Origin of the sequence: Thiohalocapsa sp. ML1, assembly GCF_001469165.1 — a bacterium.
Lineage (GTDB): Bacteria > Pseudomonadota > Gammaproteobacteria > Chromatiales > Chromatiaceae > Thiohalocapsa.
The window spans coordinates 37303-53983 of the sequence record NZ_JABX01000042.1 but is presented as its reverse complement, the minus strand read 5'-3'; the positions used below and the strand labels follow the sequence as shown (position 1 = coordinate 53983).

At 68.8% G+C, this 16681-nt stretch carries 12 protein-coding genes and 1 pseudogene; 3 read left to right on the top strand and 10 right to left on the bottom strand.

All coding sequences use genetic code 11. The features are described 5' to 3' along the window. Positions 1–148: 148 nt before the first annotated feature. Both ML01_RS21220 and ML01_RS21215 read right to left on the bottom strand, forming a co-directional pair. Entirely contained in the window at positions 149–4093 is a 3945-nt protein-coding gene (locus tag ML01_RS21220; protein ID WP_058557393.1) for a transporter substrate-binding domain-containing protein, read from the bottom strand. Positions 4094–4402: 309 nt separating this feature from the next. Next, positions 4403–5422, bottom strand: a complete 1020-nt coding sequence (locus tag ML01_RS21215) for an NAD(P)-dependent oxidoreductase (protein WP_058557392.1) — start codon at positions 5420–5422, stop codon at positions 4403–4405. Positions 5423–6020: 598 nt separating this feature from the next. Here ML01_RS21215 and ML01_RS21205 point away from each other — a divergent pair. Next, positions 6021–6218, top strand: a complete 198-nt coding sequence (locus ML01_RS21205; protein ID WP_058557390.1) for a hypothetical protein — start codon at positions 6021–6023, stop codon at positions 6216–6218. Positions 6219–6289: 71 nt separating this feature from the next. On the opposite strand, the gene ML01_RS29160 is transcribed toward ML01_RS21205, so the two are convergent. After that, positions 6290–6433 carry a hypothetical protein gene (locus tag ML01_RS29160; RefSeq protein ID WP_156427893.1) on the bottom strand — a complete coding sequence of 48 codons (144 nt, stop codon included), beginning with the start codon at positions 6431–6433 and terminating at the stop codon, positions 6290–6292. A gap of 296 nt (positions 6434–6729) precedes the next feature. Between ML01_RS29160 and ML01_RS30810 the strand changes: the two are divergent. Continuing rightward, positions 6730–7327, top strand: a pseudogene (locus tag ML01_RS30810) (AAA family ATPase); the annotation flags it as partial. Here ML01_RS30810 and ML01_RS30805 read toward each other — a convergent pair. From ML01_RS30805 to ML01_RS21165, 7 genes are all read right to left on the bottom strand, one after another. Further along, a complete protein-coding gene (locus ML01_RS30805) occupies positions 7301–7993 on the bottom strand; it encodes a hypothetical protein (RefSeq protein ID WP_058557388.1) in 693 nt (230 codons plus the stop codon). The pseudogene ML01_RS30810 and the gene ML01_RS30805 sit on opposite strands and share 27 nt — an antisense overlap. Beyond that, positions 7939–8235, bottom strand: a complete 297-nt coding sequence (locus ML01_RS30800; protein WP_058557387.1) for a hypothetical protein — start codon at positions 8233–8235, stop codon at positions 7939–7941. Before ML01_RS30800 ends, ML01_RS30805 begins: the two co-directional genes overlap by 55 nt. 989 nt (positions 8236–9224) lie before the next feature. Beyond that, on the bottom strand, positions 9225–9437 hold the full coding sequence (locus ML01_RS29150) for a hypothetical protein (RefSeq protein ID WP_058557386.1): 213 nt from the start codon (positions 9435–9437) through the stop codon (positions 9225–9227). A gap of 279 nt (positions 9438–9716) precedes the next feature. Continuing rightward, positions 9717–10898 (bottom strand): hypothetical protein, encoded by a 1182-nt coding sequence (locus ML01_RS21175; protein ID WP_156427892.1) that lies wholly within the window; start codon positions 10896–10898, stop codon positions 9717–9719. Positions 10899–11021: 123 nt separating this feature from the next. Then, complete coding sequence (locus tag ML01_RS27735) at positions 11022–11423, bottom strand: type II toxin-antitoxin system VapC family toxin (RefSeq protein WP_082674506.1); 402 nt, start codon at positions 11421–11423, stop codon at positions 11022–11024. Next, on the bottom strand, positions 11420–11653 hold the full coding sequence (locus tag ML01_RS21170; protein WP_058557383.1) for a hypothetical protein: 234 nt from the start codon (positions 11651–11653) through the stop codon (positions 11420–11422). Before ML01_RS21170 ends, ML01_RS27735 begins: the two co-directional genes overlap by 4 nt. Positions 11654–11740: 87 nt before the next feature. Next, complete coding sequence (locus ML01_RS21165) at positions 11741–15607, bottom strand: DUF3683 domain-containing protein (RefSeq protein ID WP_058557382.1); 3867 nt, start codon at positions 15605–15607, stop codon at positions 11741–11743. 437 nt (positions 15608–16044) lie between these two features. Here ML01_RS21165 and ML01_RS21160 point away from each other — a divergent pair, with 437 nt between their 5' ends. Further along, the gene (locus ML01_RS21160) at positions 16045–16587 is read left to right on the top strand and encodes a CAP domain-containing protein (protein WP_058557381.1); all 543 of its coding nucleotides are present in this window, start codon (positions 16045–16047) and stop codon (positions 16585–16587) included. Positions 16588–16681 lie beyond the last annotated feature (94 nt).

Sequence of the window (16681 nt, the reverse complement as noted above, 5' to 3'; positions counted from 1 at the left end):
GGCGTCTGAGCTGATCAGAGGCCACATGCGCGCTCGTCCGCCCGGCGACGCGTCATGGGCAACCGCCCGGCTCCCGCGCCGCAGATCGCGCGCCGGGGCATCGAGCCCCCGGCACGCGAAGCCGGCTGAAAGCCGGCGCTCCCAGCTGCTAAGCAAGCGCGACAGCGTCGGCGGCCTCGGGCGCATGCGCAAGCGCGCGCATCTCAGCCAGCGTGCCGGCGAGGGCGTCGCGCAGCTCGGCCAGCGCCGCCGGGTCGAGCGCCTCGCCGCGGCGCAGACCATCCTCCAGCGTGCGCGCCAGCGCCCCGGCCCGCACCGCGCCGAGCATCGGGGCGGTGCCGCGCAGCAGATGGAGCATGCGTGCCAAGGCCGCCCCATCGGGGCCGCCGACGGCGTCAAGCGCCGCGAGCTGCGGCTCGAAGCCGTCCACGAAGGCCCGCGCCAGCAGCAAGCGCTCGCGGCGGTCGCCGCGGGCGGCGTCGAGCAGCACCTGCGCGTCCACCCAAGGCACCGTCGCCGGGGGGCGCGCCGCGGGCACATCGCTCAGCCTCAGCGGCAGCCAGCGCGCCAGTGTCGCGGCAAAGGCGTCGCGCTCGAAGGGCTTCGCGATGTGGTCGTTCATGCCGGCCGCTTCGCAGCGCCGCCGGTCTTCGGGCAGCACATGGGCGGTGATGGCGACCACCGGCAGCTCTGCGAGCCGCGGCTCCGCGCGCAGGCGCCGCGTGGTCTCGAAGCCATCGAGGCCCGGCATCTGCAGGTCCATCAGCACCAGGTCGAAGTCGTCGGGTCCCGCCGCGAGGCGCGCCAGCGCGGCAGCGCCGCTCGCCGCGGTGTCGGCGGCGATGCCGAGCTCGCCGAGCAGGGCGCAGAGGATGCGCCGGTTCAGCGCGTTGTCCTCCACCACCAGCACCCGGCCGGACACGGCAGCGGTGGCCGGCCGCGCCGGATGGGGGAGCGTGGGCACGACGTTGCGCGGCGCCGCCGCGGCCGGCGCGCGCTCCAGCGGCATGAGCACCCGAAACCGCGCCCCCTGCCCGGGCGCGCTGTCGGCGGTGACGCTGCCGCCCATCAGCTCCACGAGCCGCTTGACGATGGCGAGCCCGAGCCCGGTGCCGCCATGGCGGCGCGCGAGCGAGCCGTCGCCCTGCTCGAAGGCCGCGAACAGCGACGGCAGCGCGGCGGCGTCGAAGCCGATGCCGGTGTCGCTGACCTCAAAGGCAATCATCGCGCGCTCCGCTGCGGCGGCGCTGTCCGGCGCCACGCTGATGCGGACTTCGCCTTGGTCGGTGAACTTGAGCGCGTTGCCGACGAGGTTAACCAGCACGCGCTCCAGCTTGTGGCCATCGCCGAGCCAGCGCCCCGCCAGCGTCGGCGCGAGCTCGGTCTCAAGGCGGAGCCCCTTGGCCTGCGCCAGTGGGCCGGCGATGAGAACGACACCGGCCAGGACCTCGGCCAGGTCCAGGGGCTCGCGCGCCACCGGCTCGGCGCGGCTCTCCAGCCGCGAGAAGTCCAGGATCTCGTTGACCACGCCGAGCAGCGAGCGCCCGGCGCGCTCGATCTCCGTCATCCACGCACGCAAGCGCTCGGCGTCGCCGCCGCGGCTGCCGAGGGCGGCGAGGCTCAGCACCGCGGTCAGGGGCGTGCGGATCTCGTGGCTCATGTTGGCGAGGAACTCGCCCTTGGCGCGGTCCGCGACCTCGGCGGCCTCCTTGGCGATGCGCAGCCGGCGGTTGAGCCGCCCGAGCTCCCACTGGCGGTGCCCGAGCACGGCCGCAACGACCGCGAGGACGGCGAGGATCTGCAGCAGCCAAGCGAGGTCGAGCCGCTGCTCGATGCGGAAGGTGGTGCGCCGCTCGGCGATGCGGTCGTGCTCGGCGGGTGTCGTGGCGTTCACGGCCTTCTGCAGGATCCCGAGCAGCTCGGGCTCGTCGTTGCGCACGGCCACGGAGATGGGATAGGGCTCGTCCAGCTTGCCGATGATGCGCAGGCGCCCGAGGCCCTCGTCGACGAGCTCCGCCGCGTTCTCCAGCGCCACCACGGCCGCATACATGCCCCCTTCGCTCAGCAGCCGCAGGCCGTCGGCCGGGCTGCCGAAGGCGACGAAGGGCTGCTGCGGATAGCGCGCCTTGAGCTGGGACTCGATGGCCGAGTCCAAGGGCACGCCAATGGGCTTGCCGGGCAGGCTCTCGATGCCGGCGACGAAGGGGGCATCCGCGCGCGCCACCAGCACGTGGGTCAGGCTGACGTAAGGCGACGTAAAGGCCAGGTAGCGCTCGCGCTCGGCAGTACGCACGGCGCCGGCCACTAGATCGCACCGGCGCTGCTCGGCGAAACCCAGCGTCTCGGTCCAGTCCTGCGTGGGCAGCGGCGTGAGGCTGACGCCGAGCTTGGCGGCGAAGAGATCCAGGTAGTCCTTGAAGATGCCCCGGTGCTCGCCGTTGTCCAGGTAGTCGTAGGGCGCCCAGTAGGGGTTCAGGCAGTAGGTGAGGCGCCGCCCCTTGCGCTCCAGGTAGGCGCGCTCGGCAGGGCTCAGGTCCGGCACGCCCGCCGGCAGAGCGGGATCGAGCGGCGGAAAGTAGCGCCTGCGGATGGCGAGGCGCCCATCCGGCCCCAGGGCGCTCAGCACCTTGTCGATGGCGCTCGCCAGGTGCGGGCGGTCCTTGCGGATCGAGAACACGAGCAGGACGGGGTCGGCAAACACGAAGGCCGGCTCGACGCCGGTGATGTTGCGCTCGCGCAACCAGAAATTGAAGGCGTTGCCGCCCACCAGCGCATCGACCGCCCCGGAGAGCAGGCCGTTGGCGGCATCGCTGCCCGAATCGAAGGCCACCGGCTCGGCGCCGGCGCTCTCGCGCACGCGCTTCTCTTCGCTCAGGTTGCCGCGGAAGATGCCGACCCGCCGCCCGGCGAGATCCGCGGCCGAGTGTAGCCGCAGCGGATTGCCCGCCTTCACGTAGACGGACTTGTTGGCCTCCGCGTAGGGCGCCGTGAACAGGAAGCGCTCGGCCCGCTCCGGGTGGTATGCCGACGAGGACAGTCCGTCGATCTCGCCGCGCTCGGCGCGCGCCACCATGTCGGACCAGCGCCCGACCTCGAAGCGGATGCGGGTGCCGAGCACGCGGTCGATGAGCGCTGCGGTGTCGATGTCGATGCCGGAGAGCCGGCCGTCGGCGCCGACGATGACGAGTGGGGCCCAGTCGCGGTCGGTGCCGAGCACCAGCTCCGGCGTGGCGGCGATCGCGGCGCGCTCGGCGTCGGTGAGGGTTACGCGCGCCTGCAGGCGGGCAACGGTGTCGTCGCCGCCGAACCAGCGCGTCCAGATCCGCTCGCGCTCGCTCGGGTCGAGGCCGTCGATGGCCCGATCGAGGCGTCGGGCCAGCACCTCGTTGTCCGCGTGCACCGCGAAGAAGCTCGCGCTGACCCAGAACCCGTCGCCAAAGTCCGCGGTCCCCGTTTCGGCGACATTGGGGACCATCCGCTCGGCGATGAGATGACGCCCTAGGCGCTGCTCGCTCACATGGGCGTCGGCGCGCCCGTCCGCCACCGCGCGCAGGGCCTCCTCGAAGTCCGGCAGCTCCAGGATCCGGGCAGCGGGGACCCGCTCGCGGAGCCGCGGCAGCAGGAATTGGCCGCGCGCGGTCGCGACACGCAGCCCGGCAAGGTCGTCGAGGCCGCGCGGGGCGTCGGCCCCGGGCCGGGCGAAGATGCCGAACTGGATGTCCACCGAGCGCCGGCCGAAGCGCAGAAAGTCCGGCGCCTCCGGCCAGCTCACGGCGTTCAGCATCAGGTCGGCGGTGCCGTCGCCAAGCCCCGCAAGCGCCGCGCCGAGGTCCAGCCGATGCAGGTCCAGCGCGAGTCCCGCGCGCGCCGCGGCCCGTTCGAGGAGCTCGACGCTGTAGCCCTCGGCACGGCCATCGACTTCCTCCGCATAGGGCGGGGCCGAGTAGTAGACCGTGCGCAGGGTGCTCTGGCGCCGCGCGTCGGCAAGCTCGGCGGGACTCGGCTCGGCAGCGGCGGCGTTACCTGCCGTGGCGGAACCGGCACCGACAAGGGTGGCGAGCAGAAGCCCGATCAGGGCGAGGGGCAATGCCATGGGCCAGGCGGAATGGGGGTGGATATTCAGGCGCCTGTCCCGCGCTCTGGGCGCTCTGGTGCGGCGTTGCGCGAGTCCCGAGGCGATCCGCGCCGTTGTCGGTCGTCAAGCGTCGTATTCGACGACGACAACGACCACGAAGCAACCCCCGGCTCGGCTTTTTCCGAGCGGAGCGCTTGGTGAGGCACGGAAATAACGCTCCGCCGCTCGGCCGTCAAGGCGGCGCACCGATTCCCGACATCGGGGCTCGTTCTCGGTTGCGTGCCGACGCCGACGCGGACGCCGGCGCCCGGGTCAGATCTCGGGCGATCAAGCCACTCGATTGCGCGCGTCGCCCGCGGCAAAGGCGCGGATATTCGCGGCAACGCCATCGATGAGCCGCTGCCGCGCGGCGCGGCTCGCCCAGGCGACGTGCGGCGTGATGGTCAGGTTGGGGATGTCCGGCGCGAGCAGCGGATGCGCCGGCGGCGGCGGCTCCCGGCCCAGGGTGTCGAGCGCCGCGGCGCCGAGCCGGCCGGTGCGCAGGGCCGTTGCGAGCGCCGGCTCGTCAACGAGCCCACCGCGGGCGGTGTTGATCAGGAGCGCATCTGGGCCGAGCAGATCCAGCTCGGCGGCGCCGATGAGGTTGCGGGTATTCTCCGCGAGTGGGCAGTGCAGGCTCAGCACGTCCGCGGCGGCGAGCAGCGCCGACAGCGGCAGGCGGCCCGGCGCGGGCGCCGCATCACCCGGGCGCTCTGCGATCAGCACGCGCATGCCAAAGACCGCCGCCGCGCGCGCGACGGCGCGTCCAAGCTCGCCGTAGCCGACGATGCCGAGCGTCAGCCCGGCCAGCTCGCGGATCGGCGCATCGCCCGCGGCGGTGCCCGTCGCCGCCCCCGGCAACAGGCAGAAATGCGGGCTCGCCGACCAGGCGCCAGCGCGCACGGCATGCACCCGCGGGCGCAGACCGCAGGCCCAGTCCAGCAGCAGCGCGAAGACGTGCTGCACCACCGATGGCGTTGCGTAGCCGGTGACATTGGTGACGGCCACGCCGCGCGCGCGGGCGGCGTCGAGGTCAATGTTGTTGGTGCCGGTGGCGGCGACGCAGATGAGCCGCAGCGCCGGCGCTGCGGCCAGCTCGACGGCACCGAGGACGACCTTGTTGCTGACGACGACAGCGGCATCGGCAATGCGCGCGGCGGTGTCGGTCGGGTGCGTCGCGTCGAAGTGCCGCCAGCCGGTGCAGGCGGCCTTGAGCGCGGCAAAGTCCAAGTCGCCGGCGTCGAGGCTGCCGCGGTCGAGCAGCACGGCCGGCCCGGGCAGGTCCGATGGCGCGCGTGGTGTATTCATCGAAACGTAAGACAAACAGTGTTTACTGCGGGTCCCCGCGTGCACAAGCGGCCGGAGGCGCTTGGTTCCGGCAACAGCATACCCGCGCGGGCATGGCCGAAGTCACCGCCTTCACGCCGGCCCCATGCCGAGCACGCATTCGGGGCTGCTGCTGATGACCGGCGTCAGCGCGGGTCTCGGCGCGCTCACGATGGCGAATGCGGCGACGGCGGCCTATGCGATCATCTTGAGTCTCGCGACGGGCGCGCCGCCGGCAGTGATCGTAAAAGCGACACTGCCCGAGGCCCAGCAACCCGGCCTGTCCACACCGGCGGGCGGCCGGCCAGCCGTGCGCTTTGGCAGGCGCGGGCTAACGGCCATGGCGACCAGCGCCACCCCGGAGGATGAAAGGCGCTGCTCGCCATGGCCGTTTCCCTCACCCCGGCCCTCTTCCAGGGGGACAGGGGGACAGGGGGACTAAGGAGCTCGCTGCGCGCGACTTTCATGGTAAGCGCCCGGACGGCGGCGCGATCGGAAGCAGCGTCGCGGCCGGTTCCCCGGGCTCGCCAGCCGGCGGGCCTTTTCACTGAGCAGATGTTCACTGAGCAGAGGTAGCAACATGAGTATTCTGGAGTTCGAAGACCGCCTGTCCGTTCTGGAGATGGTCACGGAGATCGCCTCCAAGGCAGCGCAGAACCCGAACGTGGAAGACATGGTCGGGTTCCAGGAAGAGCTCGTCGAGCGGCTGTACCGCAAGATGACGTCGCTGCTGGAAGAGGATGCGCTGGGAGACGACGACGACGAGGATGACGACTGACCCGAGGGCGCCCGCGCACCACCGCGGCGCAGAGGGCCGTGGTGGGCGCTGCCCCCAGCGCGCGCAGCAGTTCAGCGCTGCGCCCGCTGACCGGGCTGCCAGCGTCGCCACAGTTGGCAGACACACGTCCGCAGGCCGAAACAGCGCTCGTCCGGCCGCGGCGCATGGGAGTTTGCGGGGTCGCTCAGGATCAGATACGCGATATACGGATGCATGACTGGACTCCGGTTAGGGTGTTGCGGGGTCGAGGGCTGTTGACGGCGTGCCCTGTGACCAAAGCCTAATCGGCCGACGGCGCTTGTAACATAGCCGTAACAACTCGTACGGCCGTCGGCATGTCACAGCGCTTCGCTTAGGCGCGCCTCCCCACCCGCGCCGGCTGCGGACCGGCCTCGGGAGGCCCCGGACAGCCGGCGGGACGCAGCCGAGGGCATGTCCGCCGGCACGTCCAGCCGCGGCTTATCGGCGGCGGAGTAGACTTTCCGGGTGGTCGGCAACGCCGGAGACATCCATGTCCACGCGCAAGAAGCTGCCCATCGGCATTCAGACCTTCCGCGAGATCCGCGAGGGTGGGTACTACTACATCGCAAGACGGGCTTCGCGCTCCGGCTCATCGACGCGGGCAAGTACTACTTTCTGTCCCGGCCAAGGCGCTTCGGCAAGTCGCTGTTTCTGGATACGCTGGCGGATCTCTTCGCGGGCAGCGAGGCGCTGTTTACGGGGCTGGAGGCGCACGCGCGCTGGGATTGGTCGCGGCGGTTCCCGGAGGTGCAGCTCAGCTTCGGGGCGGGCGTGGTGCAGAGCCGCGCCGAGTTGGAACGGCGCATCCGCGCCCCGTTGGCGAGGAACGCGAGCACGCTCGGTCTCGCATGCAGCGACGCCGATGATATCGCCGGCTGCTTCGCCGAACTGATCGAGCAGGCCCACGAGCGACATGGCGCGCCGGTCGTCGTGCTGGTGGACGAGTACGACAAGCCGATCCTGGACAATCTCACCCGCCCCGAGGCCGCCCGCGACATCCGCGACGGGCTGCGCAATCTCCCGTCATCAAGGACAGCGACGCGCACATCCGCTTCGCGTTCCTAACGGGCGTGAGCAAGTTCAGCAAAGGTCAGCCTGTTCTGAAACGCCAGGTCGGTCTGCTGGAAGCGGGGCAAGGTCGTGCCCGCCTGCTGCAGGAACGTATGCCAGGGTGCGTGCGCGCGCCAGTGCGCCTGCAGTTGCGTCGCCACCGCATGGGAGATGTCGTAGGTCTCGACGCAGCGCCGCGCCTGTTGGCGGAACAGCGCAATGCCCTTGCGCAGATCGCTGCCATGGTCGCAGACGATCTGCACCGGCATGCCCGTGCGCGCGCTCACCTGTTTCAGCACCGCCGCCACCCGCACCCCCATACTGTTCGCCATCACCTCCACGGCCAGCACCGTCATGTCGCTATGGCAGGGCGAATACCCGGTCTCGGGAAACCGACTGGCGGGGATGCCGAGCACCACCAGACATTTCAGCGCGCCCAGGGCCACCGTATGGTCGATGACGAAAATCCAATCGTCATGCCGCGGCACGGGCCGCTGCAGGACGCCCAAACCCAACCGAAAGCACCAATTGAGCACGGTGGTCGCGGCCGGCACGCCCGGCGGCAGGTGGCCCGCCATCGCGCGCAGGACCGCGCCGACCCCGCGACAACCGAGGCCGACATGCAGATACAACTGCAAGCTGAGCCGCATCACCGCCAGGCAATGGCGGTGGTTGGCGACCCGCGTCGGCACCGGCGTCGCCATGGGGGAGGCTCCTCGTCACCGTCCTCGCCGTCGCCGCCGTCGGCTGCGGCGCGCGCCGACGCGCCGCCCTCAGCCGCCAACGCCCGCGTTTTCCAGTAGCTACGGCTGTGTTCCAAGTCGCGAATACGCACCTGCGCGGCACGCAGGCGCTGCTGGCGCTCCAGCGCTTTGTCTTTCCAGCCGTCGCGTGCGCTGCGGGCGAGCCGCAGCAGTCGCGCGACGGGGGTCTTCAGATCGTTCATGCCGGTCGAGCCTCAGGTCGCGTGTCCACCACGCACAGCGCAGTGGAATCCTCGCAGACCCAGGGACTTTCAGCGCTTCCGCCGGCTTCTTCAAGTCCGTCCTCGGCTTTGCCTGCCAAGCACCTGTTCTGCACGAACGATTGCGGGCGGTTCTGGGGGAGATTCAACTACCGAGCTCCGGGGTCAGCGGTAGTTCAGTAAACTGTGCCCGGATCTCCCATTTCTCCACTGGCGAATTAATGGTGGTCTGTCCCTGAGGTGTCCTCAATATCTCTGCCATGCGACGGTTCGGCTCCCGGCTCGGAGCAGTAGGACTTGGAGTGTTACACCATCCGGCTCCCGGCCCGAGCCTTTCGCCGTGGAACAGGGGAGCGAGTCCAGCGCCATATCGACTCCGCGCGTGCGGCTTCCGCCGCAGCGCCGAGCTTGCCGCGCACCGCCACAGGGCGGGCACGCCGACGGCGTGAAACGCGCGGGCATGGTGGTCACGGACTTAAGTCCTCGCGGTGTAGGGCCGTGTTTCACCCGCGCATTGTCTCGGGCCGCCACCCGCAATGCTGACCGCGCATGACCGGGCGTCACAGCTCGTATGGGTGGCTCCGACTTCCACGCATCACCGCCCGTGTCCTCGCTTTTACGCTTGTTCGCGGGTGCCCGCTTCCCGCGGACCGATGCGCGGATCTCCCTGGTTACCGCGTGTTCTCGATCTCAATATCCACACGGTCAGGCTCGACACGGCCTCGGACCCCGGGGAGTATCCGTGCCGCTCGCCAGAGCGCGACACGGATTGTTGCCTGCCGGCGGGACAAACCCGTCGGCACTCCCGACCGTTCTTTTCGGGGCTCAACACCTTCAGGGCCGGCTTCACCCGTTACCTTTGCACCTCGCCTGCGCATCAGCCGAAGCATCGACGCGCCTGTTACCAGTCACGCCGCAAGGCTCGATACTGGGCTCGCGGCTCACGATTACCCAGGCGGGACTCGCACCCGCTAGAACACGCGGCCTTGCCAGGCCGCACTGTCCCCATTTCTCCTTTGTCCCCATTTCTCCTTTCCATTTCTCCTTTCCATGAGATCGTCGCTGGGACGCGCGTATTGGAGCTGATTCAGAACCTTCCCGGCGGCTTCCAGTTCTTGGATCAGGATGGCGAGGTTGTCACTGAGGGCCTTGGGGTCCACCTGGGGCTGATGGTGCGTATCCATGTGCGTGCCTCAATCGTTGAGGTTGTTGTTTTGAGATCTGTTGTTCGACTGCCCCGGCTCGAGCGAGACAGGGCGCCTGATGCCATTCGTTGGCGCCTGGTAGCCTATCCCGCTTGTTGCCCGTCGGTGTCGCCGATCTCGTCATCAAGCGCGCTGGCCTCCAAGCGCCCATGATTGCGGAGTTGTCTCACGACGACGCGATCGGAGACGCCGAAGTGCTGCGTGGCGTCTTCTTGCGCGGATTCGGAGTAGTCGCCGTCGAGAAAAGCGTCAAGGGCGTCAAACGGGCACAACAGCTCGGCCGCAAACGCTCGCTGAAGTTTCTGGCGGTAGGTGTAGGAGCCGCTGACCAGTGTTAAGGGCTCGTCGTGGCGGATCGCGAGCTGGTCGCCGAGCAAGCGGGCCAGCTCGAAGCGACGACCGGTGCGGTAATTGGAGCGCAGAACGATCCGGGGCGGATTCCCTGTCCTCGCTGCTCAGTGCGAATGCTGTCGGCGGATGGTCGGCGGGATCAATGACCCGGGGTGACACGGCGCAGAGGTCTCCCAGGGTTTGGTCCGTGACCGGCTGCTCGCTGAGCCCGAGTTGGCTGCGCAGCGCCCTGGCGACGGCGTAACCCTTTGACCATGCAGGCATTGTCGACCCGTCGAACGTCAGACCGCTGACGGTTACCCGGTCGGAAGGGCGAGATTCGCTGCCGTAGCGGCCGGCCCAGTCGTTGAAGTCGGCAGCGCCGGGCGGAGATCGGCCCTGGCGATTCCCGGCGCAGACCTCCATGATGGCGTCGCGACCAAGTAGAGTGGCATCGTCGATGAGGCTCTGGATCACCGCCGCATCACTGTCGTCGGCGTCGAAACCCAGCAGTGCTTCCAACTGCCGCTGCGCGGCTTCCTCAGGCTCGGCACGCTCGGCCAAGATGTCGTTCCAGATGGCGTCGAGGCTCGTCGATGCGATGCCGGACCCGCGAAGCTTGCCCTGTATCTGGGTCATGAATTCGTCCGCGGCCGAGACAAGTTGACGGGTCGGGACCACGACGGCTTGGTCGGCCGTGAAGCGAAAGGCGCTGGATCCCTTCGGGTGAGTCGGTCTGGCGACCAGGGCAGTGCGCTCGCGGTCCGAATGAATCGTGACGTTCGGCCACAGGTAGCCGTCGCCGACCGTAGCTAGACAGTGTGCAGCCTGCCAAGCGTAGTCGGGTGCGTCTCGGCGGGGCTCGCAGGTGAGTCGCCACCAGTTCCAGGCGAGCCATTCGGCGAGTGGGTAACCGGAGACGAGCGGGTAACCGGAGACGAGCGGGCCGGGCCGGGTGCGCTCGACGAAGCCGTCTTGGCCTTCACTCAGGAGGATGTTGCCTAGCCGGATTCGAAGCTGGCCGTAGCAGGCGCGCTCCTCGTCCGGCCCTTGGTCGAGTCGCTCCCAATCCATGGTGAGTTGGAGGTGACTGCTTGTTGCTGTTTCCATGCTTGCAGCAGGTATTCCCGGCTCAGCGCGGCCGATGCGCTTCGCTTATCCAGCCTACGATTTTGGTCGTTTTCATCGATGGTGCCGAAGTCTGCCATCGCCCGTGCCCGCCGGTACTCCGATCTACCTTTGCATCAAGCGCCCCATTCCCGAAGAGGACGCAAAGTAGGCCGGAAACCGTTCGTCCAAGCTGAGCAGCGTTGCGTCATAGTGCATCGCAGTTGCGATGATCAGTCGATCCGCTGGATCACGGTGGTGTTGCGGTAAAGCTGCAGCGGCGTGCGCCGGTAAGCAGTCTACGGGAAGTACTTCGACATTGGAGCCGGTGGAAGCTTCTTCGATCCAAGTCGATGGCGGTACCGGCAAAAGCAGGCGACCTCGCTGTACAAGCATGGCCACTTCCCAGCAGGAGATGGCAGACACGGCAACGGTTTCGTCGGCCTCGATCCGTTGGACGAGACGTGCCGGAAGAGGGCTGTCGGGTAGCAGCCAGCGGACCCAGATATGGGTGTCGAGCAAGGTCAACGATTGCTTTCCCAGTCTTCGGCGTCCGAAATGGGACGGATCAAGTCGCCAACGATGCGGCCTTTGCCCGCGATTCGGGATGACGGACGTCGGCGACGCCCGTCCTCGCTGGTTTCTGCGTCGGTTACGAGACGGAAGGTCGCCTCGATGCGCGCGTTTGCGGGTAGCGCCGGTAGGTCGACGATGCCCCCGCCGTGGTCCGTGTGGATGATCTGCTTGATACCGTGCATGTGCCCGCTCCGGGTGATCGCTTGCGCAGGTTAGGGTCCACGCCCAACAGCGCTTATCCTACGCGTCGGCCATTTGGCGTCAAGCACTTACAGCAGCACTCGCTCCACCCCGCCATCCTTCACCCGCGCGATGAACCGCTCCTGCCAGCCCTCGCCGAGCAGGTGCTTGGCCATCTCGACGACGATGTAGTCGGTGCTGACGCCGGTCTCGTCGGTGTATTTGGCGAGACCCTGGTGGCAGGCGGGGCAGGCGGTGAGCAGTTTCACCTGGCCGGGGGCTGCCTTGTCGTGGCCGGTGAGGTCGCGTATGCCTTGGGTGATCTCCTCGGCCTTGCGGAAGCGCACCTGATTCGCGATGTCCGGGCGGGAGGTGCCGAGTGTGCCGGCCTCGCCGCAGCAGCGTTCCGAGAGCTTCACCGGCTGGCCCATGAGCTGGCTTGCGACCGAGGTGGGCTCGTAGGTCTTCATCGGCGTGTGGCAGGGGTCGTGGTACAGGTATTGGACGCCGGTGACCTGCTCCAGGTGCACGCCCTTCTCCAGCAGCAGCTCGTGGATGTCCAGGAGCCGGCAGCCCGGAAAGATCTGCTCGAACTGATACTGCAGGAGCTGATCCATGCAGGTGCCGCAGGAGACGACGACGGTGCGGATGTCGAGGTAATTGAGCGTGTTGGCGACGCGGTGGAAGAGCACGCGGTTTTCCGTGGTGATCTGGTGGCCGCGCTGCTCCAGGCCCGCGGAGCGCTGCGGATAGCCGCAGCAGAGATAGCCCGGCGGCAGCACGGTCTGCACGCCCTGATCGAACAGCATGGCCAGCGTCGCAAGCCCGATGTCGGAGAAGAGCCGCTCCGAGCCGCAGCCCGGAAAGTAGAAGACGGCCTCGGCGTCCTCGGGCAGGCTCGGCTCGCGCAGGATGGGCACGCGGGTGCGGTCCGTCAGCCCCAGCTCCTGGCGGAAGGTGCGCTTGGGGATGTCCACGCGGATGGACCGGCTGACGAGGTTCACGGCCTGCGCGACCGGATTGGGCTGGCCCGTGGTGGTGCCGGGCTTGTCGTTGCAGGGGGCGGTGAGCTTGAGCTTGCCGGCGATGCCGTTGGCGAGGTTCAGCCCCTGAAAGCCCCATTCCGCGAGGCCCTTGCGCATGACGTGGATCGCCCGCGGGCTCTGCACGTTCAGAAAGCGCATGGCCGCCGCGGCGCCGGGGCTGGTGCGCTTCTTGTGCCGATCCACCAGGATGCGGCGCATGCGCATGGTCACATCGCCGAAGTCGATATCGACGGGGCACGGGTTGAGGCACTTGTGGCAGACGGTGCAGTGGTCCGCCACGTCGTTCATCTCGTCGAAATGACGCTCGGAGAGGCCGCGGCGGGTCTGCTCCTCGTACAGGAAGGCCTCGATGATGAGTCCAGTGCCGAGGATCTTGTTGCGCGGCGAATAGTCGAGATTGGCCCGCGGCACGTGGGTCATGCACTTGGGCTTGCACTTGCCGCAGCGCAGACAATGCTTGATGTCGTCGTTGAGCGCGCCGAGCTCGGTCTCCTCCAGGATGATGGCCTCCTGCTGCACCAGGCGCAGCGACGGCGTGTAGGCGCCGTCCAGGCCCGAGCCGGCGGCGAGCTTGCCGGGGTTGAAGCGGTTGTTGGGGTCGATTTGCTGTTTGTAGCGCGCGAAGGCATCGATCTTTTCGGGCTCCAGATAGCCGATCTTGGTGAGCCCGATGCCGTGCTCGCCGGAGATGACGCCGCCCAAGTCGGTCGCGAGGTGCATGATGCGGTCCACGATGCGGTCGGCTTCGCGCAGCATCGCGTAGTTGTCCGAATGCACCGGGATGTTGGTGTGCACGTTGCCGTCGCCGGCGTGCATGTGCAGCGCGACGAACAGGCGCGAGTCGCGGACCTTGCTGTGGATCTCGGCGATGCGCTCGCGCACCGGGCCTAAGTCCTGGCCGGCGAAGATCTCGTCCAAGCGCCGGGCGACCTCCTTGCGCCAGCTCTGGCGCAGGTCGCGCCGGAGCATGAGGTCGAGCAGCGTGTCCTTCGCCGCGACGAGCTGCCGCTCGGGCTCGCGCAGCAGGTCCAGGTGCTCGATGGCGGGCTCATCGAGCAGCTCCCGGATGGCGTGCCAGCGGTTGCGGGCCAGCTCGACCAGCTCGACGGCGGCGGCGCGCTTGGCATCGAGAATCTGTCGGGCCTCGACGGAGGCGTCGGAGTCGTAGGTGCCGGCGGGCCTGGCCTCGTCGAGCGGACCGTTCAGGTAGTCCAGCACCGCGGCGAGGATGGCGTCCTTGTTGGCGATGGACTGCTCGATGTTGATGCGCTCGATGCCGCGGCTGTAGGCGCCGAGCTTGTCGAGCGGGATGACGACGTCCTCGTTGATCTTGAAGGCGTTGGTGTGGCGCGAGATGGCCGCGGTGCGGGCGCGGTCCAGCCAGAAGCGCTTGCGGGCCTCCGGGCTCACGGCAACAAAGCCCTCGCCGTCGCGGGCATTGGCGAGCCGGATCACGGCGTCGGTGACAAAGCTGACCGCCTCCTCGTCGTCGGACACCAGATCGGCGATCAGCACCATCTTCGGCAGCTCGCGGCGGTTGGCCTTGGTGGAGTAGCTGACGGCGCGCACGTAGCGCTCGTCCAGGTGCTCAAGGCCGGCGATCTGCACGTCCGGATGGGCATCGACATAGTCCTTCACCTCGACGATGGCCGGCACGGCGCGGTCCAAGTCGGTGCCGAAGAACTCCAGGCAGACGGTGCGCACGTGCGCCGGCATGCGGTGCAGCACGAAGCGGGCAGACGTGATCAGCCCGTCGCAGCCCTCCTTCTGCACGCCGGGCAGGCCGGACAGGCACTTGTCCGTCACGTCCTTGCCGAGGCCGAGCTTGCGGAAGGCGCTGCCCGGCATCTCCAGCAGCTCCGGGGCGGACTGCGGCGTCTTGCCGTCGGCGGCAAAGCGGGTGATGCGAAAGCGCACCGTCTCGGCGTCGTGGATCTTGCCGAGGTTATGGTCGAGGCGCTCCACCAAGAGCCAGTCCGCGTCCGGCGTCACCATGCGCCACGACACCAGATTGTCGAGCGCCGTGCCCCAGAGCACGGCCTTCTTGCCGCCGGCGTTCATCGCGACGTTGCCGCCGATGCAGGAGGCGTCCTGGGAGGTCGGGTCCACGGCAAAGGCCAGGCCGTTGGCATCGGCGAGGTCCGAGACCCGCCGCGTGACGACGCCGGCGCCGGCGCGCACCGTCGGCACGTTGGCAGGGCCGGCGCGGCCGCGGCTGCCGGGCAGGTCCATGTGCTCGACGCCGGACAGGGACTCCAGCTTCTCGGTGTTGATGACCGCGGTGCGGGCGTCCAGCGGCACCGCGGAGCCCGTGTAGCCGGTGCCGCCGCCGCGCGGGATGATGGGCAGGCCGCAGTCGATGCAGGCCGCGACGATGGGCGCGACCTCGTCCTCGGTATCCGGCGTGATGACGACGAAGGGCATCTCGACGCGCCAGTCCGTGGCATCGGTGCTGTGCGCGACGCGGGCGAGGCCGCCGAAGTTGATGTTGTCCTTGCGCGTGATGCTGGCCAAGCGCTGGCGGATGCGCCGGCGCAGCGCACGGTCGTGCTCGAACCCGGCGGCGAAGCGCTCGACGGCGGCGCGCGCGGCGGCCAGCAGGTTCGCCGCCTTGGCGTTGTCGTTCAGCCGCTGCTCGAACTGATCGAGCCGATGCATCAGCGCCTCGATGAGCAGGTTGCGGCGCCGAACATCCTCCAGCAGGTCGTCCTGGAGGTACGGGTTGCGCGTGACCACCCACATGTCGCCGAGGACCTCGAACAGCATGCGCGCCGAGCGCCCGGTGCGCCGGGTACCGCGCAGATCCTCGATGAGCCGCCAGTTGTCCTCGCCGAGGAAGCGGATAACGATCTCGCGGTCGGAGAACGACGTGTAGTTGTAGGGGATCTCGCGCAGCCGCGCGGTCGGCAAGCCCTGGTGCTGCTCTTGGGGTACCGGGGCAAGCCGCCCCGGGCTCAGTCTTGGCGGGTGATCGGCGGTAGGCGTGGAATGGCCGCGAGTATGGGCGATGGCGGACATAGGGAGGCTCTTACTTTGCTGCATTGCGTCAGTCTAACTGAGGCGGATGGACGACCGCGGTGGCGGGCAGCGACGGGCAACCACGTGTGGCGCGAGGTTTGCCGGCGTCGCGATTGGCGCATGGATTGCTGGGGTTTAAGCTCGGAGCCACCCGCACCCTTGCGCTGCGGGCGCATCTCACCTGCCTACAATTCTTGAGGGCGGCGCAAAATGCTTGCAGATGAGTCAATTCGCACAACGAAACAGCGGGGAAGAAGGGCCGAGGGCCAAGGACCGAGGGCCAAGGAAGCGCTTCCTCGGCCCTCGGCCCTTCGTTACGGTGCCATGACATGCTGAGCCGACACGCCGAGCTCCTGATGCACCGACACGCCGCCGCGTGGAAACCTGCGCGCGATGCGCTACCGGCACTCTGGATCTGGCCCGCACTGACGCTCATCGCCGGCCTCGGCGCCCTGCCGGCAACCGCCGCGGAGCCCGAACAGGTGCCCCGCATCGAACAGCAGGTGCTCGGTCTCGTCAACGAGTATCGCGACGAACAAGGCCTCCCGCGCCTGATATCAGCGCCGGCCATCACAGAGATCGCGCGCGGGCACAGCCGCGATATGGCCGACCGAGGCGCGATCAGCCATCGGGGATTCGAAGGCCGTTTCAAGGCCCTGCAGGAGGCGGTGAAGGCGTTCCGCGCCGCCGCGGAGAACGTCGCAATGAATCAGGGCCACGCCGACCCGGCCGAGCAGGCCGTTTCGGGTTGGCTGGGCAGCCCCGGACACCGCAAGAACATCGTCGGCGACTACGGCAGCACCGGCGTCGGTATCGTGCGCGATGCCGACGGCGCCGTTTGGATCACGCAGCTCTACGTCCGCACCCGCTGAGGGGCCCGACCGAACCAAACGAGGCCCGCGACGAGGCCCGCGACGAGAGCTGACCTTTTCCGATGCAACAAACGGCGTCGCCGCAGCCAAGGCG

Coding starts and splice junctions, on each gene's coding strand:
- ML01_RS21220 (WP_058557393.1), bottom strand. CDS start 4,093: ATGGCATTGCCCCTCGCCCTGATCGGGCTTCTGCTCGCCACCCTTGTC.
- ML01_RS21215 (WP_058557392.1), bottom strand. CDS start 5,422: ATGAATACACCACGCGCGCCATCGGACCTGCCCGGGCCGGCCGTGCTG.
- ML01_RS21205 (WP_058557390.1), top strand. CDS start 6,021: ATGAGTATTCTGGAGTTCGAAGACCGCCTGTCCGTTCTGGAGATGGTC.
- ML01_RS29160 (WP_156427893.1), bottom strand. CDS start 6,433: ATGCATCCGTATATCGCGTATCTGATCCTGAGCGACCCCGCAAACTCC.
- ML01_RS30805 (WP_058557388.1), bottom strand. CDS start 7,993: ATGGCGACGCCGGTGCCGACGCGGGTCGCCAACCACCGCCATTGCCTG.
- ML01_RS30800 (WP_058557387.1), bottom strand. CDS start 8,235: ATGAACGATCTGAAGACCCCCGTCGCGCGACTGCTGCGGCTCGCCCGC.
- ML01_RS29150 (WP_058557386.1), bottom strand. CDS start 9,437: ATGGATACGCACCATCAGCCCCAGGTGGACCCCAAGGCCCTCAGTGAC.
- ML01_RS21175 (WP_156427892.1), bottom strand. CDS start 10,898: ATGGAAACAGCAACAAGCAGTCACCTCCAACTCACCATGGATTGGGAG.
- ML01_RS21170 (WP_058557383.1), bottom strand. CDS start 11,653: ATGCACGGTATCAAGCAGATCATCCACACGGACCACGGCGGGGGCATC.
- ML01_RS21160 (WP_058557381.1), top strand. CDS start 16,045: ATGCTGAGCCGACACGCCGAGCTCCTGATGCACCGACACGCCGCCGCG.